The organism is Sinisalibacter lacisalsi, assembly GCF_014640115.1.
GTDB lineage: Bacteria > Pseudomonadota > Alphaproteobacteria > Rhodobacterales > Rhodobacteraceae > Sinisalibacter > Sinisalibacter lacisalsi.
This window is the reverse complement of record NZ_BMGI01000005.1, coordinates 174,198-199,172: the sequence shown is the minus strand read 5'-3', so window position 1 is coordinate 199,172 and position 24,975 is coordinate 174,198. Positions and strand designations below refer to the sequence as shown.

25 protein-coding genes are annotated in these 24,975 nt (G+C 67.0%); 5 read left to right on the top strand and 20 right to left on the bottom strand.

Features of this window, described 5'->3' with window-relative positions:
* Positions 1–25 precede the first annotated feature (25 nt).
* Both IEW01_RS14970 and thrS read right to left on the bottom strand, forming a co-directional pair.
* Positions 26–325, bottom strand: coding sequence for a BufA1 family periplasmic bufferin-type metallophore (locus tag IEW01_RS14970; RefSeq protein ID WP_188529187.1), 300 nt, complete (start codon positions 323–325; stop codon positions 26–28).
* Positions 326–535: 210 nt separating this feature from the next.
* A complete protein-coding gene (thrS, locus tag IEW01_RS14965) occupies positions 536–2,485 on the bottom strand; it encodes a threonine--tRNA ligase (protein WP_188529185.1) in 1,950 nt (649 codons plus the stop codon).
* Positions 2,486–2,681: 196 nt separating this feature from the next.
* On the opposite strand from thrS, the gene IEW01_RS14960 reads away from it, so the two are divergent.
* Positions 2,682–3,425 carry an alpha/beta fold hydrolase gene (locus IEW01_RS14960; protein WP_188529183.1) on the top strand — a complete coding sequence of 248 codons (744 nt, stop codon included), beginning with the start codon at positions 2,682–2,684 and terminating at the stop codon, positions 3,423–3,425.
* Positions 3,422–4,132 (top strand): alpha/beta fold hydrolase, encoded by a 711-nt coding sequence (locus tag IEW01_RS14955; RefSeq protein ID WP_188529181.1) that lies wholly within the window; start codon positions 3,422–3,424, stop codon positions 4,130–4,132. The genes IEW01_RS14960 and IEW01_RS14955 overlap by 4 nt, the downstream gene beginning before the upstream one ends.
* A gap of 3 nt (positions 4,133–4,135) precedes the next feature.
* Here the strand turns inward: IEW01_RS14955 and IEW01_RS14950 are convergent, their stop codons facing one another.
* The 4 genes from IEW01_RS14950 to phaC all read right to left on the bottom strand — a co-directional run bounded on the left by IEW01_RS14950 (position 4,136) and on the right by phaC (position 8,239).
* The gene (locus IEW01_RS14950; RefSeq protein ID WP_188529179.1) at positions 4,136–5,089 is read right to left on the bottom strand and encodes a LysR family transcriptional regulator; all 954 of its coding nucleotides are present in this window, start codon (positions 5,087–5,089) and stop codon (positions 4,136–4,138) included.
* Between the two features lie 42 nt (positions 5,090–5,131).
* Complete coding sequence (gene phaR / locus IEW01_RS14945; RefSeq protein ID WP_188529177.1) at positions 5,132–5,695, bottom strand: polyhydroxyalkanoate synthesis repressor PhaR; 564 nt, start codon at positions 5,693–5,695, stop codon at positions 5,132–5,134.
* A gap of 188 nt (positions 5,696–5,883) precedes the next feature.
* Entirely contained in the window at positions 5,884–6,327 is a 444-nt protein-coding gene (locus IEW01_RS14940) for a Phasin (RefSeq protein WP_188529175.1), read from the bottom strand.
* Between the two features lie 139 nt (positions 6,328–6,466).
* Complete coding sequence (gene phaC, locus IEW01_RS14935) at positions 6,467–8,239, bottom strand: class I poly(R)-hydroxyalkanoic acid synthase (protein WP_229738298.1); 1,773 nt, start codon at positions 8,237–8,239, stop codon at positions 6,467–6,469.
* A gap of 138 nt (positions 8,240–8,377) precedes the next feature.
* Between phaC and phaZ the strand changes: the two genes are divergently transcribed.
* The gene (gene phaZ / locus IEW01_RS14930; RefSeq protein ID WP_188529171.1) at positions 8,378–9,679 is read left to right on the top strand and encodes a polyhydroxyalkanoate depolymerase; all 1,302 of its coding nucleotides are present in this window, start codon (positions 8,378–8,380) and stop codon (positions 9,677–9,679) included.
* A 17-nt stretch (positions 9,680–9,696) separates the two neighbouring features.
* Here the strand turns inward: phaZ and IEW01_RS14925 are convergent, their stop codons facing one another.
* The 13 genes from IEW01_RS14925 to secG form a co-directional block, all read right to left on the bottom strand.
* Positions 9,697–10,917, bottom strand: a complete 1,221-nt coding sequence (locus tag IEW01_RS14925; protein WP_188529169.1) for a DegT/DnrJ/EryC1/StrS family aminotransferase — start codon at positions 10,915–10,917, stop codon at positions 9,697–9,699.
* An 87-nt stretch (positions 10,918–11,004) separates the two neighbouring features.
* The gene (locus IEW01_RS14920) at positions 11,005–12,369 is read right to left on the bottom strand and encodes a glutamine synthetase family protein (RefSeq protein ID WP_188529167.1); all 1,365 of its coding nucleotides are present in this window, start codon (positions 12,367–12,369) and stop codon (positions 11,005–11,007) included.
* On the bottom strand, positions 12,369–13,046 hold the full coding sequence (locus tag IEW01_RS14915) for a type 1 glutamine amidotransferase (protein ID WP_188529165.1): 678 nt from the start codon (positions 13,044–13,046) through the stop codon (positions 12,369–12,371). Before IEW01_RS14915 ends, IEW01_RS14920 begins: the two co-directional genes overlap by 1 nt.
* Positions 13,047–13,200: 154 nt before the next feature.
* Positions 13,201–14,007 (bottom strand): ABC transporter permease, encoded by an 807-nt coding sequence (locus IEW01_RS14910; protein ID WP_188529163.1) that lies wholly within the window; start codon positions 14,005–14,007, stop codon positions 13,201–13,203.
* On the bottom strand, positions 14,004–14,888 hold the full coding sequence (locus IEW01_RS14905) for an ABC transporter permease (RefSeq protein WP_188529161.1): 885 nt from the start codon (positions 14,886–14,888) through the stop codon (positions 14,004–14,006). Before IEW01_RS14905 ends, IEW01_RS14910 begins: the two co-directional genes overlap by 4 nt.
* A gap of 45 nt (positions 14,889–14,933) precedes the next feature.
* Positions 14,934–15,659: a transporter substrate-binding domain-containing protein gene (locus tag IEW01_RS14900; protein ID WP_188529159.1), complete on the bottom strand. Its 726-nt coding sequence runs from the start codon at positions 15,657–15,659 to the stop codon at positions 14,934–14,936.
* A 25-nt stretch (positions 15,660–15,684) separates the two neighbouring features.
* A complete protein-coding gene (locus IEW01_RS14895; RefSeq protein ID WP_188529157.1) occupies positions 15,685–16,476 on the bottom strand; it encodes an ABC transporter ATP-binding protein in 792 nt (263 codons plus the stop codon).
* A gap of 130 nt (positions 16,477–16,606) precedes the next feature.
* The gene (locus IEW01_RS14890) at positions 16,607–17,044 is read right to left on the bottom strand and encodes a tellurite resistance TerB family protein (protein ID WP_188529155.1); all 438 of its coding nucleotides are present in this window, start codon (positions 17,042–17,044) and stop codon (positions 16,607–16,609) included.
* A 48-nt stretch (positions 17,045–17,092) separates the two neighbouring features.
* Complete coding sequence (locus IEW01_RS14885) at positions 17,093–17,404, bottom strand: DUF1330 domain-containing protein (RefSeq protein WP_188529153.1); 312 nt, start codon at positions 17,402–17,404, stop codon at positions 17,093–17,095.
* Between the two features lie 2 nt (positions 17,405–17,406).
* Positions 17,407–17,838 (bottom strand): tellurite resistance TerB family protein, encoded by a 432-nt coding sequence (locus IEW01_RS14880; RefSeq protein WP_188529151.1) that lies wholly within the window; start codon positions 17,836–17,838, stop codon positions 17,407–17,409.
* Positions 17,839–17,897: 59 nt separating this feature from the next.
* Positions 17,898–18,566 (bottom strand): hypothetical protein, encoded by a 669-nt coding sequence (locus IEW01_RS14875; RefSeq protein ID WP_188529149.1) that lies wholly within the window; start codon positions 18,564–18,566, stop codon positions 17,898–17,900.
* Positions 18,563–20,206: a CTP synthase gene (gene pyrG / locus IEW01_RS14870; protein ID WP_188529147.1), complete on the bottom strand. Its 1,644-nt coding sequence runs from the start codon at positions 20,204–20,206 to the stop codon at positions 18,563–18,565. Before pyrG ends, IEW01_RS14875 begins: the two co-directional genes overlap by 4 nt.
* A 238-nt stretch (positions 20,207–20,444) precedes the next feature.
* Positions 20,445–20,816, bottom strand: a complete 372-nt coding sequence (gene secG / locus IEW01_RS14865; RefSeq protein ID WP_188529145.1) for a preprotein translocase subunit SecG — start codon at positions 20,814–20,816, stop codon at positions 20,445–20,447.
* Between the two features lie 154 nt (positions 20,817–20,970).
* On the opposite strand from secG, the gene IEW01_RS14860 reads away from it, so the two are divergent.
* The gene (locus tag IEW01_RS14860) at positions 20,971–22,263 is read left to right on the top strand and encodes an adenylosuccinate synthase (protein ID WP_188529143.1); all 1,293 of its coding nucleotides are present in this window, start codon (positions 20,971–20,973) and stop codon (positions 22,261–22,263) included.
* 4 nt (positions 22,264–22,267) lie between these two features.
* Positions 22,268–22,495, top strand: coding sequence for a DUF2842 domain-containing protein (locus IEW01_RS14855; protein ID WP_188529141.1), 228 nt, complete (start codon positions 22,268–22,270; stop codon positions 22,493–22,495).
* 37 nt (positions 22,496–22,532) lie between these two features.
* On the opposite strand, the gene IEW01_RS14850 is transcribed toward IEW01_RS14855, so the two are convergent.
* A complete protein-coding gene (locus IEW01_RS14850) occupies positions 22,533–24,935 on the bottom strand; it encodes a hypothetical protein (protein WP_438810828.1) in 2,403 nt (800 codons plus the stop codon).
* Positions 24,936–24,975: the final 40 nt, after the last annotated feature.

Below are 24,975 nucleotides of genomic sequence, written 5' to 3'. Positions count from 1 at the left end.
AGCCCGGGGGCGGTTCGATGCGGGATTACGCCGGCACGTCGCGCTCGAGCGCTTCCAGCGAGCCGTCGCGGCCTTCGGGCAGGATCTTCTCCCAGGCCACGCCCTCGCAGGCCCCGGCGGGCACCAGCGTCCAGGCATTGCCCTGGTAGTCGACGGTCGACGTTCCGGCGCAGGTGGTGCCGGGCCCGGCGGCGCAGTCGTTCTTGCCGGCCAGCGAGATGCCGAAGCACTTCTCGTTTTCCTGCGCCTGGGCAGGCAGGGCGTGAGCGGCGAGCGCGGTGGCGACGGCGGCGGCAACGCTCAGGGATTTCGTCGGCTTGTTCATGGGGTCCTCCTCGATTGAACCAGTTTTCAAGATCGCACGTATTGGCGATGGGGGGAGGCTAGCGGCTGCTGCATGTCACGCGCCATTCACGGCCGCGTGTCGCACCGTGGAGTGACGTTCTGAAACATACGAAAGATTGAATTGACGCGTGAAGAAGGCGGCCCCAAGGCCGCCTTTTTCATTTGGCATCAGTGCTTTGAAGCGCGTGATCTAGCGCAGGTCGGGCGGCGTTGCCTCGGCTGCCAGATCGGCGACGACCTCGTCGAGTGCAACAACCCGGGTGTGTTTCTCGCCCAGCCTGCGCAACGACACGGTGCGCTCCTCGACTTCCTTCATGCCGATCGCGAGGATCACCGGCACCTTGCCCACGGAATGCTCGCGGACCTTGTAGTTGATCTTCTCGTTGCGCACGTCGGCCTCGGCCCGCACGCCCGCGGCCTTCAGCGTCTCGACCACCTCGTGCACGAAATCGTCGGCGTCCGACACGATCGAGGCCACCACCACCTGCCGCGGCGCGATCCAGAACGGCAGGCGCCCGGCGTGTTCCTCGATCAGGATGCCGATGAAGCGCTCGAAGCTGCCCAGCGTGGCGCGATGCAGCATCACCGGGCGGTGCTTGGCGCCGTCTTCGCCGATGTAATTGGCGTCGAGCCGCTCGGGCAGGACGAAATCCACCTGCAAGGTGCCCAGCTGCCAATCGCGCCCGATTGCGTCGGTGAGCACGAATTCCAGCTTCGGCCCGTAGAACGCGCCCTCGCCGGGGTTGACCTCGTAGTCATAGCCCGCCGCCTTGGTGGCTTGCGCCAGCGCCGCCTCGGCCTTGTCCCAGACCTCGTCGCCACCGGCGCGCTTCTCGGGCCGGTCGGAGAACTTCACCGTCCAGTCTTCGAAGCCGAGATCGGCGTAGACCTTGGCGAGGAAGTCGATGAATTTCTTCGTCTCGGCCTCGATCTGGCTCTCGGTGCAGAAGATATGGGCGTCGTCCTGCACGAAGCCGCGCACCCGCATGATGCCATGCAGCGCGCCGGAGGGCTCGTAGCGGTTGCAGGAGCCGAATTCGGCGATCCTGAGCGGCAGGTCGCGGTAGGACTTGAGGCCCTGGTTGAAGATCTGCACGTGACCCGGGCAGTTCATCGGTTTGAGCGCGTTCATCGTCTTCTCGCGGGCATGTTCCTCGTCGACCTCGACGATGAACATGTTGTCCTGGTATTTCTCCCAGTGCCCCGAGGCTTCCCAGAGCTTGCGGTCGATCACCTGCGGGGTGTTGACCTCGACGTAACCGCCCTTTTCCTGCTGCCGGCGCATGTAGTCCTGCAGCGTGGTGTAGATCCGCCAGCCGTTCGGGTGCCAGAAGATCTGGCCGGGGGCTTCCTCCTGGATGTGGAACAGGTCCATCTCGCGGCCGAGGCGGCGGTGATCGCGCTTCTCGGCCTCTTCGAGAAAGGTAAGGTATTTCTTCAGCCCGTCGCGGTTGAGAAAGCCGACGCCGTAGATGCGCTGGAGCATCGGCCGGTTGCTGTCGCCGCGCCAGTAGGCGCCGGCCACCTTCATCAGCTTGAAGGCGTCGGCGGGGATCTGGCCGGTGTGCTGCAGGTGCGGGCCGCGGCACAGATCCTGCCAGTGGCCGTGCCAGTACATCCGGATCGGCTGCCCGTCATCGGGAATCGCGTTCACCAACTCGACCTTGTAGGGCTCGTTGTTGGCCTCGTAATACTTGATCGCGCGGTCGCGGTCCCAGACCTCGGTGGTCACCGGATCGCGGCGGTTGATGATCTCTTTCATCTTCGCCTCGATCTGGCCGAGATCCTCCGGCGTGAACGGCTCCTCGCGGTCGAAATCGTAATACCAGCCGTTCTCGATCACCGGGCCGATGGTGACCTTCACCTCGGGCCAGATCTCCTGCACCGCGCGCGCCATGATATGGGCGGCGTCGTGGCGGACCAGTTCGAGCGCCTGGGCCTCGTCTTTCATCGTGTGGATGGCGATGGCGGCATCCTCGTCGATCGGCCATTGCAGATCGTAATGCTTGCCGTTCACGGTGGCGGAAATCGCCTTCTTGGCCAGCGAATTGGAAATCCCGGCGGCAACCTCGGCGGGGGTGATCCCGGCCTCGAACTGTTTCGCATTGCCATCGGGGAAGGTCAGGGAAATCTGGGCCATAAGGCTCTCTCCTCGTCGGTTTGGCGCCCACGGAACGCCCGGTTGCGGGTTTTGTGCGCCCCCATGTGCCTCCGCGGTGGCCGGAAGTCAACGCCGCAGCGGCCTTGCCGCCCGGCGAAACCCCGCCCCCCTCCGGATGGCCCCTTTCCAAGCCGCGCCCCTTGCGGCAGGATCGCCACCGAAACAGGGGGCCGCGATGAGCGAACCGGATTTTCTCACCACCGAGGCAGGGCGGCGGATCGCCTATCACCGGACGGCGGGCGCCGGGCCGGGCGTGGTGTTTCTCGGCGGTTTCATGTCCGACATGGAAGGCACCAAGGCGCTGGCGCTGGAGGATTGGGCGCGGGCCAGTGGCCGGGCCTTTCTGCGGTTCGACTACTCGGGCCACGGCCAAAGTTCGGGCAGCTTCGCCGAGGGCTGCATCGGCGACTGGGCGGCCGACGCGAGGGCGGTGATCGAGGCGGTCACCGAGGGGCCGCAGGTGTTGGTGGGCTCATCCATGGGAGGTTGGATTTCTGCAATCCTGATCCGCGAAATCCCCTCGAAAGTTGCCGGTTTTGTTGGAATCGCCGCGGCTCCGGACTTCACCGAAGACAGCATGTGGCGCGATTTCTCGGCAGATGAACGGGCGCGGCTGATGGCGGAGGGGCTGGTGCACCTGCCCTCCGACTACGGCGATCCCTACCCGATCACGCGGCGGCTGATCGAGGACGGCCGCCGGCATCTCGTGCTGCGCGAGGCGCTGGCGATGCCGTTCCCGGTGCGGCTGTTGCAGGGCACCGAGGACGAGGCGGTGGAGCGCGCGGTTGCGCTCCGGCTGCTCGATCACATCTCGGGCGACGACGTTCGGCTGACCTTCGTGAAGGGCGCCGATCACCGGTTTTCCAGCCCCGAGTGCCTCGCGCTTGTCGAACGCGCGGTCGAAGAGGTGATCGGGTGAGCGAGCCGATCCTCCTCGTGCCCGGCATGATGTGCGACGCGCGGGTGTTCGGGCCGCAGATCAACGATCTCAGCCGCGATTTCACCGTGCAGGTGGCGCAGGTCACCAAGGGCGAAAGCATCCGCGAGATGGCGGCGGAGGCGGTGCATCACGCGCCGCCGCGCTTCGCCCTGGCCGGGATCTCGATGGGTGGCATCGTCGCGATGGAAATCCTGCGCCGGGTGCCCGATCGGGTGACGCGGATCGCGCTGATTTCCACCACGCCGCTGCCGGAAACGCCCGAGCAGGCGGCCTGGCGCGAGCCGCAGATCGTCAAGGCGCAGTCGGGCAACTTCGGCGAGGCGCTGCGCGGGGCGCTGCCGCCCGACAACCTCGCGCCCGGGGCAGGGCGGGCACAGGTGCTCGCCGTGCTCGACGCGATGGCCGCCGATATCGGCGTGGCGGCTTTCGTCCGCCAGTCGCGCGCGCTGCAGCGGCGGCCCGATGCGCAGAAGGTGCTGCGCACCACGCGTGCGCCGGCGCTGGTGCTGTGCGGCGCGCATGACAAGATCACCCCGGTCAAGCGGCACAGCTTCATGGCCGAACTGATCCCCTATGCCGAACTGGCGATTATCGAGGAAGCCGGGCACCTGCCGACGCTGGAAAGCCCGGCGAAGGTCAACCTCGCGCTGCGGGCGTGGATGGACCTGCCCATGGTGCTGCGCTGAGGCTCAGAGCAGCCGCAGATCTGCCTCGAGAAAAGGATAGCGCGCCACCGCCGGGGTGACGATCAGGCTTGATAGCAGCGGCTTGAGGCGGCGGGCGAGGTCGCCCGGCATCTCGCCCAGAACCCCCTTGCGCGCCGAGAGCGAGATCCGCCGCGACAGCGGGGCGAAGGGCAGGGGCGCGATCTCGACCTCGTTGACGAAGCGCATCGCGCGCAGCACGCCGAGCGGCGTCAGGATCGTCCATCCCGCGCCCGCCGCCACCATCGCCATGATCGCGTGGTAACTGTCCATCTCGAAGCGGTGGGCGAGGGTGAGGTGCTGGCGCGAGAGGTGTTCGGCGATCTGGCGGCCCATGTGGTGGCGTTGGGTGTAGAGGATGAGGGGCAGCGCGGCGAGGGTGTCGAGCCCGGTGCCCATGCCGCGCGGCACCGCGGCGACGAAGGGCTCCTCAAGCAGTGGGTGCACCTCCATCCAGTCAGCCGGCGCGCCGATCTCGGCGGCGACGATCACGTCGAGGGCGCGGGCGTCGAGCTGGTCGGCAAGACGGTGGGAGGCGCCGGTCTCGAGCAGGAAGCGGGTGTCGGTGAGGTCGCCGGCCATGTCGGCCAGCAGCCGGGGCGTCACGTCGGCGTCGAAATCCTCGATCATGCCGAGGCGAAAACGGGTGAGGCGGGCCAGGTCGGCGCGGGCCAGCTCGATGCGCGCCTGCTCGGCCTCGTTGAGAATGGATTGCGCCCGGCGGCGGAACAGCTCACCCGCCGGGGTCAGGCTCAAGGGGCGGGCGGAGCGATCGACCAGCCCCGCGCCGAGGCCGGCCTCGAGGTTGCTCAGTTGCTGGCTGACCGAGGAAGGGCTTGCCCCGAGCCGGCGCGCCGCGACCGAGATCGAACGTTCCTCGGCGATGGCGAGGAAAACCTCGATCCCCCAAAGCGTGATCCGCCCCGCGGTTTCAACCATGTCGCTGGCCTTTCGCGCCTCCGGCGGGCGTTGTCCGGGCGGTTACAGCCCCGAGAGCTTTGCCTGCAGCTCGGCGAGTTGCTTCTTGATCGCGTCGAGCTCGGCCTCCTTGTCGGCCTTCGCCGGCGCCTCGCCCTCGTCTTGCACGGCCTCCGACCCGGCGTTGCCCCAGCCCTGCATCATCGCCTTGAGAAAGGCCTGTTGCTGCGCCTGCATCGCCTCGAAGCCGGGCATGCCAGCCATCGGGTTGGGGATCTGGCCGATGTTCTCCATCATCTTCGACTGGCCCTCGCGCAGCATCTCGAAGGAGGCGGCGAGGAATTGCGGCACCACGCTTTGCGCCTGCGTCGTGTAGGAGCGCACCAGGTCGGTGAGCACGTCGATCGGCAGCACGCTTTCGCCCCGGCTCTCGTGTTCGGCGATGATCTGCAGCAGGTATTGCCGGGTGAGATCGTCGCCGGATTTGAGGTCGATGATCTGCACTTCGCGGCCGTCGCGGATGAAGCCCGCGATATCGTCGAGCGTCACGTAATCCGACGTTTCGGTGTTGTAGAGCCTTCGGCTGGCATAGCGCTTGATCAGAAGCGTGTCGCTGTCCTTTGCCACTCGGGCGTCCTCCCTCGTTGGTCGCGGCTCTTCGCCGTTGCAGAAACAACCCTACGTTACGGCTGAAACGAAAAGCAAGCACCCCATCGCTTGCGCGGCCGGGAAGGGCGCGCGCAAGGAAAAAGGGCGAGCCATTGGCTCGCCCTTCACGACGGCTGGCCGGGAGGCGACCAGCTGAGGAGGAAGTCTTACTTCGCGGTGGCTTTCTTCGCCGCCTTGGTCGCCTCATCGGTCGCGTTCTTCATCGCGGCCGAAGCTTCGGCGCCCATGTCCTTGCCGGCGGCGAGCATCAGCTCGACGGTATCCATCTGGACCTTCTTGGCCACCTCGGCGAAGGCCGACATGTTCTCGGCGGCCATTTCGGCCTGGGCCGAGGCGAAATCGGTCATCGCCTTGCCGTAGTCGGCGGCCTCGGTCTTGACGGTGGTGACTTCGCCGATCTTGCCCAGCGTGTCTTTCGTCCACTTGGTCGAGATCTCGACTGACTGGTTGGCGGCGTCGATCGCCATCTTCGAGAATTTCTCGCCCATCGCGGCCTGCGACTTGAAGGCGTCTTCCATTGCCGACATGTCCATCGGGAACGCGCCCATCATGTCCTGGAACATCTTGGTGTAATCATTCGTCTTCGCCATGGTGATCTCCAATCATTTGCCGGGCCTCGCCCGGTGAATTCTGCATCTGCAAGGAATATGCATGCTGCAGTGCAGAAAATCAAGCTTTTTCTGCACTGCAGCATTTGCCGGGTTTCCGTCGCGTCAAACGCCGGGAAAATCAGGTATTTGGCCGGGCCACGACATAGGTGCCGGGGGCCGGGGCGAGCACCGGGTGCTCCGAATCACCGGGGGTGCGGGCCGGAACCATCTCGCCCGAGCGCGCCGCCAGCCATTCGCCCCAGCGAAACCACCACGTGCCCTGGTGAAACGTGGCGCCCGCGCGCCAGTCGTCTGGGTTTTCCGGCCAGGATTCGTTGGTGTAGTGGCCGTATTTCTTCTTAGACGGCGGGTTGACGATACCGGCGATATGGCCGGATTCGGAGAGGATGAAGGTCTTGTCTTCCGCCCCCATCGCGCGGATGCCCCGATAGCTCGACCGCCACGCCGCGATATGGTCGGTCTCGCAGGCCACGGCGCAGAGCGGCAGGGTCACGTCGGTGATCTTGAGCCGGTGGCCGAGCAGCGGAAAGCCCGCGCCGGGCCCGGCGAACTCGTCCTGCTGGCACAGCCCGCGCAGGTATTCCACCGCCATCTTGCCGGGCAGGTTGGTGCCATCGCCGTTCCAGTAGAGCAGATCGAAGGCGGGTGGCGCCTCGCCCATCATGTAGGCGCGGATCGCGGGCTTGTAGATCAGGTCGTTGGCGCGCAGGAAGGAGAAGGTGCGGCTCATGTAGAGCGACGACATCAGCCCGGTTTCGCGCGCCTCCTCCTCGATCCCGTCGACGAAATCGTCGTCCAGAAACACCCCCACCTCGCCCTGGTCGGAAAAATCGGTGAGCGCGGTGAAGAAGGTGGCGGCGTTCACGCTGTCGTCGCCGCGCTGTTTCATCAGCGCCAGGGTGAGCGCCAGCGTGGTGCCGGCGATGCAGTAGCCCACCACGTTGATCTTTTCCTGCGCGGTGATCTTCTTCACCTCGGAAATGGCCTCAAGATAGCCCTCCTCGATGTAGTCGGCGAGCCCGACATCGGCATAGGAGGCATCGGGATTGACCCAGGAGACCACGAACAGGGTGAAGCCCTGCTCGGTGATCCAGCGGATCAGGCTGTTGTCGGGCTTGAGATCGAGGATGTAGAACTTGTTGATCCAGGGCGGGAAGATCACCAGCGGGATCGCGTGCACCTCGTCGGTGCGCGGCGCATACTGGATCAGTTCGAACATGCGGTTGCGAAACACCACGGCACCTTCGCTGGTGCCGAGGTTTTCGCCGACCTTGAAGGCATCGGGGTCCGACAGCGTGACGATCAGCTCGCCGTCGTGCCGCTCGAGGTCGCGGATCATGTTCTCCAGCCCGTCGACGAGCGATTGCCCCTCGGTTTCGATCGCCTTTTCCAGCGCGTCGGGGTTGGTGGCGAGAAAGTTGGTCGGCGCCATCATGTCGACGATCTGGTGGGTGAAGTAGCGCATTCGCCCCTTGTCGTGCTCGTCGATCCCCTCGATCTCGTCGACCGCCTTTTCCATCGCCTCGGCGGAAATGAAATACTGCTGCTTGAGGTAGTTGAACCAGGGGTGGGATTGCCACAACGGGTTGGAAAAGCGCGGGTCCGGCGGGCTTTCGTCCTCGGGCACCAGCGCGCCCTTGCCGTCGAGCAGCGCCTGCTGCGCCTCGATCGCGTGGCCCAGCGTCTTGCCCCAGTATTCGAGCTGCTGTTCCCAGAGCTTGGTCGGGTTGGCCATCATCTCGGCCCAGTAGGCCCCCATGGCCTTGCCGACGAACTCGGGGCCTGGCCCCTGCAGGGAGGGACGAATGGCCTTTTTGTGCGCCATGGCCGCGACGAGCCGCGCGGTAAGCGCCTCGATCTTGGCCATGTTGGCGGCAAGCGTTTCGCTCATCTGTGGCGGCGCGCTGTCTTCAGTTGTCATAAATCCGATTCCGCCCTATTCTTTCGCACCCGCAGCATTCGCCGCAAGGTTCTCCCTTGCGACAGGCTATCTGACCCGAGTGCGGCAAGGCAACAGGGAGGGAGCGAGATGCGCTTCATGGCGACCTACGACCTGATGGAGACGATGCGCACCACCAACCAGTGGCTGGGGGCGACGGCATCGGCCTTCGGCTCCTACCCCGCGGTTGCCGCGCTGCCCAACCCCTGGCTGCAGTGGCTCGCGGCCTGGGGCGAGGTGACCGAACGCAGCTTCGCGCGGATGGTGGCCAAGCCGGACTGGGGGATCTACTCGGTGGTCGGCGAAGACGGCCGCGATCACGTGGTGAGTGTGGAAAAACTGGTGGAGCGGCCGTTCGGCGACCTGGTGCATTTCAAGGTTCAGGGCCGGCCGGAGAAAGCGCGCCGCGTGCTGCTCGTCGCGCCGATGTCGGGCCACTACGCCACGCTCCTGCGCTCGACGGTGAACTCGCTTCTGCCCGATGCCGAGATTTACATCACCGACTGGCACAACGCGCGCGACATCCCGGTTTCGCAAGGCAAGTTCGATATCGAGGATTACACGATCTACCTCGTCGAGTTCATGCGCGCGCTCGGGCCCGACATCAACGTGATCGCCGTGTGCCAGCCCGCGCCGCTCACCCTCGCGGCCACCGCCTACCTCGCCGAACTCGATCCGGAGGCACAGCCGCAGACCCTCACCCTGATCGGCGGGCCGATCGACCCCGATGTGGCGGCCACGGACGTCACCGATTTCGGCCGCCGGGTGACGATGGGCCAGCTCGAGGAACTGGCGATCCAGCGCGTCGGGTTCAAATACAAGGGCGCGGGGCGGATGGTCTACCCCGGGCTCATGCAGCTGGCCGGCTTCGTGTCGATGAACGCCGAAACCCACGCCGGCGCCTTCACCAACCAGATCGCCAAGGTGATGAAGGGCGAGGCGGGCGAGCACGACAAGCACAACAAGTTCTACGACGAATATCTCGCGGTGATGGACATGACGGCGGAGTTCTACCTCACCACCGTCGAGCGCATCTTCAAGAACCGCGAGATCGCGCGCAACGCCTTCACCGTGAAGGGCCACCGGATCGACATCGGCAAGATCACCGACGTGGCGATCAAGACGGTGGAGGGCTCGAAGGACGATATCACCGCGCCCGGCCAATGCGCCGCCGCGCTGCCGCTCTGCACCGGGGTGCCCGACGAGATGAAGGCGGGTTACATCGAGATCGGCGCGGGCCATTACGGGATCTTCGCCGGCAAGTCGTGGCGCAACCACATCCGCCCGCTGGTGCTGGAGTTCATCGACCAGAACGCCGGCGCCCACGCCGCGCAGGCGCGCAAGAAGCGCGGCAAGACGAAGGCCGGCAAGCCCGCGCTGAAAGCGGTCTGAGCCGGGGCGCGCGCCTCTCAGGTGCCGTAGGCCCGCGCCGCGCCCTTCACGCCTTCCGCCGCACCCAGCAGCGTTTCGGCGATGAAATCAAGTTCCGGCCGCTGCAGCCGCACCGGCAGGCGGGTGTCGCAGGCGCGCGTCAGCATGGCGCGGGTCATCGGCAGCGGCCCCGGATCTTCCGGCAGGAACTGCCAGTTCCAGAAGGCACGCGCGTTGTCCTGCGACAGGCCGAACACCTGAACGCTCACGCCGCGCTCGCGCGCGATCGCCTGAAACAACCCCACCTCGTCATCGGTCATGCCGACGAGGTTGAACTGGATCGAATCGGGCGCGCGGGTTTCGGGGCCGAGCGGCGGCGGCACCTCGATCCAGGGGCTGGAGTTCAGCCGCGCCGCGACATGGTCGTGGTTGGCGAGGCCGTCGCGCACCCGGCGCGCAAGCTCGCCGATCTGCGGGCGTACCACGGCGGCCGAGAGGTTCGACATCCGGGTGTTGTAGAGCGGCAGCCGGTTCTGCCAGCGCGCGAAGGCATCGGCCAGTTCCGCCGAGTTCTGCCCCTGCGGCCCCTTGTGCTTTTTCCAGTTGTGCTCGTAGGCGCCCGACATGATCACCGCGCGGGCGATCACCTCGGCGTCATCGCTCACCAGGATGCCGCCCTCGCCGGCGTTGAGCATCTTGTAGGACTGGAACGAGAAGGCGCCGATCTTGCCGATGGTGCCGATCTTGCGGCCGTTCCAGAGCGTGCCGAGGCTGTGGGCGGCATCTTCTACCACCGGCACGCCGCGCGCGTCGCACAGCGCCATGATCGCATCCATGTCGGAGGTGTGGCCGCGCATGTGGCTGATGATGACGGCTTCGATGTCGTCGGTGAGCTTGGCCTCGAAGTCGGCCATGTCGATGCGGTAGTTCTCACCCACCTCCACCAGCACCGGCACGCAATCGGCATGCACCACCGCCGAAGGCACGGCCGCGAAGGTGAAGGCCGGGACCAGAACGCGCGCATCGCGCGGCAGATCCAGCGCCTTCAGGGCCAGAAACAGCGCCGCCGAGCAGGAGGCCACCGCCAGCGCGTATTTCACCCCCAGCGCGTCGGCGAATTCGCGCTCCAGCAGCGCTACCGGGGCATCCTCGGGCGCGGTGTAGCGAAACAGGTCGCCGGAGGCGAGCAAACGGTCGATCTCGGCGCGTGCCGCCTCGGGGATCGGTTCGGCGTCGTAGACGTTCGGTGCCAGCGCCATGGGTCTCTCCCTTTTCGGTTTTTCCGAATTCCTTTTTCGGGAAAACCGTAACAGGATTGTGGCGTCCGCGACAGCGTTTTGTAACAGTCAGACGTTGAGCAGCAGATGCTCGCGTTCCCACGGGCTGATGACACCGAGAAATTCGGCATGTTCCGCGCGCTTGATCGCGGTGTAGACATGAACGAATTCGGGGCTGAGCAACTCCGTCATCGCGCTGGCGCCTTCGAGCACGTCGAGCGCCGCGGCAAGATCGCGGGGGATGCCCTCGTCGCTGTCATAGGCGTCGCCGCGGAACTGCGGCTCGGGGCGGCGCTCCTCGATCAGCCCGAGATAGCCGGCGGCAAGGCTCGCCGCGATCGCGAGGTAGGGGTTGGCGTCCATCCCGGCGAGCCGGTTCTCGATCCGGCGGCTTTCCGGCCCCGAAAGCGGGATGCGAATGCCGGTGGTGCGGTTGTCGCGGCCCCATTCGAGGTTGATCGGCGCGGCGTAGTCGCGCACGTAGCGCCGGTAGGAGTTCACGTAAGGCGCGAGCAGGGCGATCACCGAGGGCAGGTGGTATTGCAGCCCGCCGATGAAGTGGAAGAAGGCATCGGTATCGCCGCCCTGGGGGCCGGAGAAGATGTTGTGCCCGGTCTGGGTGTCGATGATCGAGTGGTGGATGTGCATCGCCGACCCGGGCTCGTCGCCGATCGGTTTGGCCATGAAGGTGGCGAAGCAATCGTGGCGCAGCGCCGCCTCGCGGATCAGCCGCTTGAAGTAGAACACCTCGTCGGCGAGCTTCACCGGGTCGCCGTGGCGCAGGTTGATCTCGAGCTGGCCGGCGCCGCCTTCCTGGGTGATGCCGTCGATCTCGAAGCCCTGGGCCTCGGCGAAATCGTAGATGTCGTCGATCACCGGGCCGAACTCGTCCACCGCGGTGAGCGAATAGGCCTGGCGCGCGGCTGCCGGGCGGCCCGAGCGGCCCATCATCGGCTCGATCTGCTTGGCCGGGTCGATGTTGCGGGCGACGAGGTAGAATTCCATCTCCGGCGCCACCACCGGCTCCCAGCCCTGCGCGTGGTAGAGCGCCACGATCCGCTTGAGCACGTTGCGCGGGGCGAGCGGGATCGGCGCGCCGCTGCGGTCGTAGGCGTCGTGGATCACCTGCAGCGTCCAGTCCGCCGTCCAGGGCGCGGCGGTGGCGGTTTCCATGTCGGGCTTGAGGATCATGTCGCGCTCGACGAAGCCCTCTTCGGCGGCGTCGTCCGACCAGTCACCGGTGATGGTCTGGAAGAAGATCGATTCGGGCAGGTGGAAGGAGGATTGCCGGGCGAACTTCGCGGCCGGCACCGCCTTGCCCCGGGCGATGCCGGGGAAATCCGAGATCACGCATTCCACCTCGTCGAGCCGCTTGCCCTCGAGATAGGCCCGGGCGGCTTCGGGCAGGGCGTCGGTCCAGTCAGTCTTGGCCATCACTTGGCTCCTTTTCGCAGGAAATCGGCCATCCGGCGGCCAAGTTCGGCGTTGTCGGTCTTGCTGCCGAGGTCCGCGCGCGCCTTGGCGACGAGGGCCTCGGGCACCTTGGCGGCGCGGTGGTCGATCAGCCCGGCGATCATCTCGGCGGTGAACTCCGGGTGCGGCTGGATCGTGAGCACGTTCTCCCCGATCACCAGCGCGGCGTAGCGGCAGAAGTCGTTCGAGGCGATCACCTGCGCGCCCGGCGGAAGCTCGACCACCTGGTCCTGGTGCCAGGCGTTGAGCGCGAGCCGGGCGTCGCCGAAATCATAGTCCTGCGGCCCCACGGCCCAGCCGCCCGCGAATTTCTCGACCTTGCCACCGAGCGCCTGGGCGATCACCTGGTGGCCGAAGCAGACCCCGACCAGCGGCTTGCCCGAGGCCACGATCTCGCGCACCAGCTCTTCGAGGCGTGGCAGCCAGGGGTGAGGCTCGTACACGCCGTGGCGCGAGCCGGTGATGAGCCAGGCATCGGCCTCGTCCGGGCCTTCGGGGAAGATATTGTCGACCACGTCCCAGCGCCTGAAGCTGAAATCCTGGCCCGCGAGCAGCCGCTCGAACATGTCTGCATAGTCGCCCAGGTCGCCGCGAACTTCGTCGGGGGCGTGGCCGGGCTGAAGGATGCCGATCCGCATGATGCACCAATTTGATCAAATTTCGCGTGCAGACTAGCCGAGCCCGGAAAGACCGGCAAGGGGGGCTGTTTGCTCTTCATCCTGGCCCAAATACCTCGGGGGTGCGGGGGCAGAGCCCCCGCGTCGGTCGGCCGGGCGCAGCCCGGCCGAAACCTCAGCGGATCAGGTTGAGTCGGATACGCAACCGCCGGCGCGCCTCCTGCGGCAGGTGGCGGTTGAGGTATCGGTTGGCGAAGCCGTAGAGTGCGATCACCGCCAGCGTGAGCAGGATGAAGTAGAAGGCGAGGATCGGGTAGGGGACGAAGGGATTGAAGGTCTTGTCGGCGAAGAACTTGGCGTAATAGAGCGCGTCGCCGCGCTGCTGCCATGCCGGGAAGCCGGAGAAGAACACCAGCGTGGTGGCGTGGAACAGGAAGATCGCCTCGTTGGTATAGGCGGGCCAGGCGAGGCGCAGCATCGTGGGGAAGGTGATCCGCCGGAACCGCGCCCAGCCCGAGAGGCCGTAGGCGTCGGCGGCCTCGAGATCGCCCTTGGGGATCGACTTCAGCGCGCCGTGAAAGATCTCGCCGGTATAGGCGGAGGTGTTGAAGAACAGCACGATCAGCGCGCCGAGCCAGGCGGCGGTGAACGGGTCGAACACCGGGCTCACGCCCTTCAGCGACAGGAAGGTGAAATAGGCGAAGAAGAACTGGATGAAGAGCGGCGAGCCGCGGAAGATGAAGATGAACCATTCCGCCGGCTTGCGCGCGATCCGGTGCCGCGAGCCCTTGCCGAGCGCGAGCACGGTGGCGAGGAAAAACCCCGCCGCCAGCGCCATCACGCCGAAATATATGTTCCAGATCATCCCCGAGCCGATCAGGGTGAACTGCTGGCAGAGGGTGAAATCCGAGCGCGGCAGCAGGCGCTCGCCGATCCCGATCGAGCGCAGGCCGTAATCGGCGATGGTCTGCAGGCAACTCATGCGCCCGCCCTCCGCATCGCCTCGCCCGCCGCTGTGGCCTGGCCGTGAGAGAGCCGGCGCGTCAGCCGGTCGAGCACCTTTTCCGAAACCCAGGTGAGGGTCAGGTAGAACACCAGCAGCGCGCCGAAGTAATACATCCGCCAGTCGCCGTGCGGGTAATCGGTGAAGCGCGCCTGCTTGGTGCCGCCGAGGTCGCGTGCCCAGTAGACGATGTCCTGGATGCCGAGCAGGAACAGGAGCGGCGTGGCCTTGACCATGATCATCCACAGGTTGCCGAGGCCCGGCAGGGCGTAGATCCACATCTGCGGCACCAGGATGCGCCAGAACGCCTGGGCATGGCTCATGCCATAGGCCTCGGCGGTTTCGATCTGGGCGCGCGGCACCGCGCGCATCGCGCCGTAGAGCACCTGCGCCGCAAAGGCGCCGTAGACGATGGCGAAGGTGAGCACGGCAAGGAAAAACGCATAGGCATCATGCATCCACGCCGGGCTGGTGGAGAGCGGCAGCTTGGCCGCGGTGCAGACGACGAAATCGTTGCCCTGGCGCACCGGCTCGCTCCAGTCGGGGCAGAGCGCGCGGTGGCGGACGTATTCGAAGGCCTGGTCGAGCGCGATCACGAAGAACAGGAAGAAGGCGATGTCGGGCACGCCGCGCACGATCGCCGAGTAGGTCTTGCCGAGGATCGACAGCGGCCAGAACCGCGACCGCGCCGCCGAGGCCCCGGCGAACCCGAACAGCAGCGAGGTCGGCAGGATCACCGCAAGCAGCAGGAGCACCGTCCCGAAGGAGGCGTAGAAGGCCATGTGCTTGCCGGTCGTGAGGTAACAGGCGAGCCAGCTCAGGCCCTCGAGCGAGGCAGGGTCGGTGCAGAATTCAAACATCTTGCTGTGTCGGGCAGGGCGCCGGAGCGCCCCGCCCGGAACGTATCAGCAGTCGCCGAAGGTGCTGGCGACGTCCCATTTCTCGATCAGGGCGTTGAGCGAGCCATCGCATTTCATCTCGCCGATCACCGCGTCGAAGGTCTCCCTGAGTTCGTCGTCGCTCTGGCGCAGGCCCATGCCGACGCCGCCGCCGATCTGCTCTTCGCGCGCGAGCAGCACCAGACCGTCATCCTCCGCCGCGATCGGCTCGAGGTAGGACTTGTCGGCCAGCACCGCGTCGGCCTCGCCGCTGCGCACCGCCGAGATAGTTTCTTCCGGCGTCGCGAATTCCACCAGCGTCCAGCCCTGGTCGGCCACGAAGGCGGCCTGGATCGTGCCGGTCTGGGCGGCGACAACACCGCCGGCAAGGTCGACATCGTCCGTCAGGGCGATATAGGCCGAGGGATCCGGCGGCGTGTATTCCTGGGTGAAGGCGATCACTTCGGCGCGTTCCGGCGTGATCGACATGCCGGCGATGATGGTGTCGTAGTTGCCCGAAACGAGGTTGGGAATGATCGAATCCCAATCGTTCACCACCCATTCGCAGGTCAGCTCGGCGCGGGCGCAGAGCTCGTCGCCCAGATCGCGCTCGAAGCCGGCGATGTTGCCGTCGTCATCGAGGTAGTTCCACGGAGGGTAGGCGCCCTCGGTGCCCATGCGCACGACATCCTGCGCCATCGCGGTGCTCGCCACGAGTGCCAGCGATGCGGCGGTGAGGATCAGTTTGTTCATTGGTTTTCTCCCTGTTGCCAGTGGTTCAAGCCGGTGCGGTGTGCGACAGGAACTGCCGCAGTCGCTCGGTTTGCGGGTTGTTGAAGACCGCCTCGGGGGGGCCTTCCTCTTCGATCTTCCCCAGATGCAGGAAGATCACGTGATCCGCCACATCGGCCGCGAGCCGCATGTCGTGGGTCACGATGATCATGGTGCGGCCCTCGGCGGCGAGGTCCTTGATCACCCGGATCACCTCCTGTTCCAACTCGGGATCGAGCGCGGAGGTGGGTTCGTCGAACAGAAGCGCGCGCGGCTCCATGCACAAAGCGCGGGCGATCGCCGCGCGCTGCTGCTGGCCGCCCGAAAGCTGCGCCGGCCAGACCCCGGCCTTGTCTCCGATGCCGACCTTGTCGAGATAGGCCTGCGCGGCCTTCTCGACCTCGGCGCGCTCGCGCTTGAGCACGTGCAGCGGCGCTTCCATGACGTTTTCGAGAATCGTCATGTGCGACCACAGGTTGAACTGCTGGAACACCATCGAAAGGTTGGTGCGGATGCGGGTCACCTGCGCGCGGTCGGCGGGATACCGGGCGTGGCCCTCGCCGCGCCAGCGGATCGGCTCGCCCTCGAAGAAAATATCGCCCTGCTGGCTGTCTTCGAGCAGGTTGGCACAGCGCAGCAGGGTGGATTTGCCCGAACCCGACGAGCCGATCAGGGCCACCACGTGGCCGCGCGGCGCCACCAGGTCGACGCCCTTGAGCACCTCGAGATCGCCATAGGCCTTGTGCAGGCCACGGATCTCGATGACGGGGTGTTCGATGTCTTTCAAGGTCTCGGCCATCGGTTGTTCCGGGGACCGAGTAGGGCGCAAAACGCCTCTTGATGCAACGATTTTTACCGTTTGGTTGCCGTGGCGTCAGGGCCGCTGCGGGGATTTTCTCGCCCGGGCGCGCATCGTCTGGGCGGCGTGCTCAGGATTTCGCCGCTTGCAGCCGCGCGATGTTCGAATCGCGGTCGCTGACGCCGAGGAAACTGGCCACCATCCGCATCAGCGCGACCTCCTCGTCGGCCCGCACGCCATCGGCCAGAACCACCGCCCAGGCATTTTCCACCACCCGGCGGCGGTCTTCGTAGGGCACGGCCTGCTTGATCGCCTGGGTGAAGCGCACGGTGTCGGGCGCCTCGGCCTCCAGCGCCTCGGCCTCGTGGCGCAATGCGGTCGCCTCGGCCTGGCCGAGATGATAGCGCGCGGCGATGATCGACTCGATCTGGTTGATCTCGGCGTCGTCGTAATCATGGTCGGAGCGGGCCAGCCGCACCAGAAGGGCAGTGAGGGCGAGGCGGGAATCTTCTTCCGCGAGCTCTTGGGGCTCGGCAGCGAAGAGCGATTTGATGAGACGGTCAATCATGACCCCGATATAGCGCGGGCGTCGCGGTGTGCCAATCACGGCTGCGTGTCAATCGCCCGGCTGCGGCCCTTCATAGCCCTCGATGATGATGATATCGCCGACCGACACCGGCTCCCGCAGCGCCTTGGCGGCCTGGTATTCGGGGCTGTGATAGCAGGCGCGCGCGGCCTCGATGCTGGGAAACTCGATCACCACGTTGCGCGACCGGGCTTCGCCCTCGACCGTCTCGAAGGCCCCGCCGCGGATCAGAAAGCGCGCGCCGAAGCGGGCGAACGGCTCGGCGTTCGCCTCGATATAGGCGCGGTAGCCGGCGTCGTCCTGCACATCCACCCGGCCGATCCAGTATCCCTTCGCCGCCATGCTCAAGCCTCCCCTGCAGACGTGGCCCGATCCTCGGGCGCGATTCCAAACGCGTCGGCGACCTCGGCGAGCAGGGCCTCCTCCTCCGGCTTCAGCGCCCTGTCGGCCACCGCGACCTGGCGCAAGGCCTCTATCAGCTCGGCGCGGGTTTCGTAGGCCACGCCGTTCTGCACCATCGTGGTGAAGGTCTCGGTCGCCGGGGCCTGGGCTTCGAGCTTCTCGCAGGTGGCGCGCAGCTTGGCCGCCTCCACCGGCTTCAACCCGTGCGCGCGGGCGAGGATCCGGTCGATCTCGGCGATCTCCTCGAACACGTATTGCGAATCGGCCTTGGCGATGCGCACCAGCAGCGCGCCGGAGGCCAGCCGGGCGTCGAGCGGCGGCAGCGGCGCTTCGGGCCTGATGCCCCGCAATCGTTTCAGGAAATCGGTAAACATGGGCGCTCCCTTCACGCGTCGCGCCGAGGCTAACCCCGAGGGCGCGGTGCGTCCAGTGGTCAGCCGTTGAGGTCGGGCAAAGGGTAGCGGATATCGTCGATGGCGATGCCGCCGGGGTCGTCGTTGGTGATCGTCACCCCGGCGAAGCCCGGCCCGGTGCTGGCGAAACCCAGCGCGAGCACGCCGTGGGCAAGGCCGACATGGTGGCGGTCGATGAGGCCGCCGGCGCGGTCGTGGAAGGTAAGCGTGGCGGTGCCGGGGGGCGGGCGGGTGCCGAGCGGATCGGCGTAATCGGCGTGGATCTTCAGCGCGAGGGCGCGCACGTCGGCCTCGAACAGCAGCGCCACCGCCCCCTCGCCGCGGGCTTCGATCACGGGAAAGCCGGCCGGGCCGAGAGGAAACAGCGCGGTCGAGCCGAAACCGGCATGCCAGGCGGTGGCGAGCCCCTGTCCGGGCGCAATGGCGGCCAGGGCGAGCGGGCCGCGCGGCGCGCCCTCCAGCCGGTCATGTGGCGCGCCGGTGACGGCCTGGCCGGCGAACCGCGCGCCAAGCGCCAGCCCCGGCGCGGTGAGCGGCGCGTCATGCGCCAGCCCCGGTTCGGGCAGAAGGGGGAGGGCCTCGAAATCCATCCGCCCGGCAAGCGCAAGGCTCTCGGGATCGACCTGCGCCACCGGCCCGGCCGCCGCCGCCTGCGCGCAGGCCAGCGTCACGGCCAGCGCGCGGATCACACCAGCCGCTCCACCTCCATCGCCGCGCGGACGAAATCGGCGAACAGCGGCGCGGGGGCGAAGGGCTTGGATTTCAGCTCGGGATGGAACTGCACGCCGATGAACCACGGGTGATCGGTCCATTCGACGATCTCGGGCAGCCGCCCGTCGGGCGAGAGGCCGGAGAAGGTCAGCCCCTTGGCCTCCAGCTCGTCGCGATACTTGATGTCGACCTCGTAGCGGTGGCGGTGGCGTTCCTCGATCTCGGTCTTGCCGTAGATCCCGGCCACTTTCGAGCCGGGTTTGAGCGTGGCGGTATAGGCCCCGAGGCGCATCGTGCCGCCCTTGTCATCGGAAACCTTGCGCTTCACCTTGTAGTTGCCCTGCACCCATTCCTTGAGGTGATACACGACCGGCGTGAAGCGCTTCTCGCCCGCCTCGTGGTCGAACTCCTCCGAGCCGGCGTTGGTGATGCCAAGCGTGTTGCGCGCCGCCTCGATCACCGCCATCTGCATGCCGAGGCAGATGCCGAGATAGGGGATCTTGCGCTCGCGCGCGAACTGCGCGGCGCGGATCTTGCCCTCGGTGCCGCGCTCGCCGAAGCCGCCCGGCACGAGGATGGCGTGATAGCCTTCGAGGTAGGGGGCCGGGTCTTCCTTTTCGAAGATCTCGGCGTCGATCCACTCGGAGATCACCTTGGTGCGGTTCGCCATGCCGCCATGGGTGAGCGCCTCCTTGATCGACTTGTAGGCGTCTTCGAGCTGAACGTACTTGCCCACGATCGCCACCCGCACCTCGCCCTCGGCGTGGTTGATGCGGTCTTCCACGTCCTGCCAGCGCGAAAGCTCGGGCTTCGGCGCCGGGCTGATCCGGAAGGCGTCGAGCACGGCCTGGTCGAGACCGACGCCGTGGTAGGCCATCGGCGCCTCGTAGATCGACTTCAGATCATAGCCCGGGATCACCGCTTCCTTGCGGACGTTGCAGAACAGCGCGATCTTCTCGCGCTCCTTGTCGGGGATCGGGTGCTCGGCCCGCGTCACCAGCACGTCGGGGGCGATGCCGATCGAGCGCAGCTCCTTGACGCTGTGCTGGGTCGGCTTGGTCTTCAGCTCGCCGGCGGCGGTGACGTAGGGCACCAGCGTCAGGTGCATGAAGATGCATTGGTCGCGCTCGCGCTCCTGCGCGAACTGGCGGATCGCCTCGAAGAACGGCAGCGCCTCGATGTCGCCCACCGTGCCGCCGATCTCGCAGAGCATGAAATCGACCTCGTCGTCGCCGATGGCGATCCAGTCCTTGATCTCGTTGGTGACGTGCGGAATCACCTGGATCGTCTTGCCGAGGTAATCGCCGCGGCGCTCCTTCTCGAGCACGTTGGTGTAGATCCGGCCCGACGAGACCGAGTCGGTCGCCCGCGCCGCGACGCCGGTGAAGCGTTCGTAATGGCCAAGGTCGAGATCGGTTTCGGCGCCATCGTCGGTGACGAACACCTCGCCATGCTCGAACGGGCTCATCGTGCCGGGATCGACGTTGAGATAGGGGTCGAGCTTGCGCAGCCGCACCGTGAAGCCGCGCGCCTGCAACAGCGCGCCGAGCGCGGCGGAGGTCAGGCCCTTGCCGAGCGAGGAAACCACGCCGCCGGTGATGAAGATGTATCGTGCCATGTGCGCGGCTGCCCCCGTGATTTCCGTTTTGAATTGGGAGCGATTTCCACAGCGAACCATGCCCGCGGAAATCGCTCCATCACGGGAGTCAATGGATAGACGATTCCCGGCCCCCGCGCAACCGAGACGCTACATGATGAGGCTATTTTTCTCGCACCATCAATGTGTTGTGGTTGGTGGCGGGGGCTATTACCCCGCCCGGGCGGAACGCCGCCCGGTTGTCATGGCCTGTCCGGCCTCAATCCGCGCGCGGCGGCGCGACCGGCGCGTCACCCGTTGCCGGCGGCATCATGTCGGTCACGTCCGGCGCGGCCGGCGCCGGAACCGGCGCGGTTTCGGTCGCCTCTTCGCCGACGCGGTCGATCACCGAGGAATCGGCCGACTTTTGCGCCGAGACGATGGTCATCGCCAGCGAGATCGCGAGCAAACCGATGCCGAGCACCCATGTGAGCTTGCCCAGCGCCGTGGCTGCGCCGCGTGCGCTCATCACGCCGCCGCCGCCGCCGCCGCCGCCGATGCCAAGGCCGCCGCCCTCGGAGCGTTGCATCAGCACGACCGCGATGAGCGCGAGCGCGAGGATCAGAAGGATGACGAGAAGGACGTTTTCCATGGGGGCCCCGGGTTTCGGTCTTGCTGCGCGTATCTAGGAGGTTCGCCCCGGCGTCGCAACCCAAAACCGGGGGAGGGGCCAGGTTGGAGATTTCGGTTTCACCCGCGGGGCGGCTTCGCTATAGCTCTGCGCGGTTCATTACCCGGAGGATCGAATGGCCAACGTTGTCGTCGTGGGCGCCCAGTGGGGCGACGAGGGAAAGGGCAAGCTGGTGGACTGGCTCAGCGAGCGCGCCGACGTTGTCTGCCGCTTCCAGGGCGGTCACAACGCCGGCCACACGCTGGTGATCGACGGCGAAGTGTTCAAGCTCAACGCGCTGCCCTCGGGCGTGGTGCGCGGCGGCAAGCTCTCGGTGATCGGCAACGGCGTGGTGCTCGATCCCTGGCACCTGGTGGCCGAGATCGCGGCGATCCGCAAGCAGGGCGTGGAGATCAGCCCCGAAACCCTGATGATCGCCGAGAACACGCCGCTGATCCTGCCCTATCACGGCGAGCTCGACCGCGCCCGCGAGGCGCAGGCGAGCGTGGCCAAGATCGGCACCACCGGGCGCGGCATCGGCCCGGCCTACGAAGACAAGGTCGGCCGCCGGGTGATCCGTGTCGCCGATCTCGCCGACCCGGCAACGCTGGAATTGCGGGTCGACCGGGCGCTGGTGCATCACAACGCGCTGCGCGCGGGCCTCGGCCTCGACGCCATCGACAAGGCCGCGCTGATCGCCTCGCTGAACGAGATCGCGCCCGAGATCCTGCAATACGCCCAGCCGGTCTGGAAAGTGCTCAACGAGCAGCGCCGTGCCGGCAAGCGCATCCTGTTCGAGGGCGCACAGGGCGCGCTGCTCGATATCGACTTCGGCACCTATCCCTTCGTCACCTCCTCCAACGTGATCGCCGGGCAGGCCGCCACCGGCACCGGCATCGGCCCCGGCGCGATCGACTTCGTGCTGGGGATCGTGAAGGCCTACACCACCCGCGTTGGCGAGGGCCCGTTCCCGACCGAGTTGTTCGACGACGACGGCCAGCGGCTCGGCGAGCGCGGCCGCGAGTTCGGCACCGTGACCGGGCGCCAGCGACGCTGCGGCTGGTTCGACGCGGTGCTGGTGCGCCAGACCTGCCTCACCTCGGGGGTGAACGGCATCGCGCTCACCAAGCTCGACGTGCTCGACGGTTTCGAGACGCTGAAGATCTGCACCGGCTACGAGCTTGACGGCGCGGTGCTCGATTACCTGCCGACGGCGGCGGACCAGCAGGCCCGGGTGCGCCCGGTCTACGAAACGCTCGAAGGCTGGAACCAGTCGACCGAGGGTGCGCGCTCATGGGCCGAACTTCCGGCGGAGGCGATCAAGTACGTGCGCCGCGTCGAGGAACTGATCGGCTGCCCGGTGGCGTTGCTTTCGACCAGCCCCGAGCGCGAAGATACTATCCTCGTCACCGATCCTTTCGCGGATTGAGCGCATGACCTTCAAAGCCCGCAAACGCCTCGCCATCGCCGTGCTGGTGATCGGCCTGCCGCTCTACATCGTGGTGGCGGTCACTCTTGTCGGCCTGTTCGAGACCCGGCCCTCGATCCTCGTTGAACTGGCGATCTACGTCGGACTCGGGTTCCTGTGGATGCTGCCGCTGCGAAAGCTGTTCCTCGGCGTCGCGCGGCCCGACCCGGACGAAAACGACAAGGCGGAGTGACCGGGGTCACTCCGCCTTTTGGTTTCGGGGGCGGCACTCAGCAATCGGCGTCGTAAAACCGGCTGCTCTCGCCAAGCACGAACACGCCGCGCCGTGGGCGCTCGATCCGGCCACTTGCAACCAGCGGGCTCAATGTGGCCAGCACGTCTTTCCGGTCCAGGGTCGGTTCGGTTTCGATCACCAGCGATACCACTTCGGGCCGGGTAACGGTTGCCAGTCCGACTTCCTGGGTCATGAAGGCGATGGCGGCCTCGACGATTCCCTCGGGGCCGGTCACGTCTTCATGGTCGAGGTAGGCGGCGAACCCGCTGGTGAGCGCGTCACGGTCCGTCTCGCCTTTGACCTCGGCAGATGCCCCTTCTGCGGCGGAGGAGACGGGCGGCAGGTCCGCGTGCGGTTCCGTCGGCGCAGCGTAGCGGTCTTGCTGCTGGTCTTCATCCTCTGCCTCGAAGTTGTCCTGCGCGACGGCATGCAGGGCCCGCGCCACGGCGACGTTGCCCTTTGTCACTCGGCGCGGGCGTACCGGGGCGGCCGACTGTGACACCGGCGCGCCGTTGGCTTCCGGCTTCGGCGTGTCGATCCGCTGCTCGGACACCAGCACGAGCGGCGCGAGACGGCGCTGCGGGCGATCACCGTCGCCCGCGGCGTCGGGCCGGCGCGGGCGCACCACGCGTTCGAGATCGGCGCGGTAGGCGTCGCGCGGATCATCCTCGTCGGCGGGCGGCGTTTCGGCGGCGCGATCGGCGCGGGTGGCCTGCACCGCGGCCTTGAGGTGGCGGATCGCGGAATGCCGGCGCGAGGCTTCGCCGCTTTCGAGCTGGGTATTGGTCTTCTCCAGGATACGGTCGATCGCGAAGTCGGTTTCGCTGAAGTCATGATCGTCGAAGGCGGTCTTGCTCGGCTCCTTGCGCGCGCGGATGCGGTCTGCGGGGGCCTCCTCGGGGACAACGGCGAGCGGCGTGGCGCCCGCCTGCTCCGCGTCGGCGGCTTCGCGGGCCTCGCGCTCGACCTCGGCGAGTTCGGCGGCAAGCTCGGCCTCCTCCTCCTCCGACAGCGTGCTTTCGCCGGGGATATCGAACGCCTCGACCGTGTCGTCGTCGAACGCCGCGCCGGGTTCTTCCTCGGCGTCGTCGTCCGCCATGTCAGGCGCGGTGTCTTCGGCAACCGCCGCACGCCGCACCTTGACCACCCGTGCCACCGGGCGGCGGCCCTGCTCGGGCGAGGTTTCTGCCTCGGCCTCGGCCGCGGGCTCCGCCTCGGCTTGTGCCTGCGGTTCCGCCGCCGGCGCCTGTTTCAACGCCGCCAGAACGCGCGCCGCTTCGGCTTGCGCGTCGGGCTGATCGCTGTCTGCCGCCTCCGGCTGGGCATCCGCCTCGGGCGCGTCCACGGCCGTCGGCTCTTCCATCACCGGCGGATGCTGCGCCAGCGAGCCGATCACCGCGCTGATCGCGGCTTCGTCGGCGTCGAAGCTGGCGGTAACGGTCTGCGGTGCGACCTCCGGCCCGGCCTCGGCCGCTTCGGTAACCGTGGGCATCTCGGCCCCGGCCTCGCCCTCGAACCCATCTTCGAGCAGCGCGTCGTAATCGGTCTCTAGTGGGACCTCGGCGAAAAAGGTGTCGGCGTGTTCGTCCTCGAGATAATCGCCGGGGATCGCGCGGGCGCCCTCTACGACGGCGCGGATACGCAGGAGCTTGTCGGCGGCGGAGATCCCGGCGGTATCGCCGCTGTCGGCCACGGCGCGCGGCGCGGTCTCGGTCGACGCTTCACGCCGTGCCCGCTCGACGGCTGCGCGGCGCGCGGCATCTTCCGCTTCGGCGGCTTCGCGCGAATCGTCCGCCTCGGAGGCGCGCGCGGCCTCCGCTTCTGCGGCGCGGCGCGCGGTGTTCGCCTGCTCCATCGCGGCCTCGCGTTCGGCTTCCGCTTCGGTCTGCGCCACCCGGGCGGCCTCGGCCTCGCGTTCTGCTTCGGCTTCGCGTTCCGCCTGTTCGGCTTGCGCGGCGCGTTCGGCCTGTGCGGCGCGTTCGGCTTCGGCTTCGGCTTCCGCCACGCGCGCGGCCTCGGCCTCGCGTTCGGCCTGTTCCGCCTCGGCCTGCGCTGCGCGTTCGGCGTCCGCCTCGGCCCGGTCCCCGGCCGCGCGTTCGGCACGGTCCGACGCGATCAGGCCGGGTGCATCCTCTTCGGTGCCTTCGGCCTGGCGCAGCACCACGCCATTGTCGCTGATTCGCGCCTCGACCCGCTTGCGGACCTCGCGCTCGGCGATGCGGTGCAGCATTTCCGCATCCGGCGTCGGGGGCTCGGCCCCGAAGTACCTGTCATCCGCGGCAAGGTCGCGAAAATACTCCGCAATCGACTTCATCGTCGAAAACGGGTCGTCGAACCCTTCCAGCGTACAGCTGAAAGTGCCGTAGGAAACAGTGAGAATCCTGCTCGTGCTCACCATGAACTCGTCGCTTTCTCCCCCGATCCAGCAAGAGTAGATT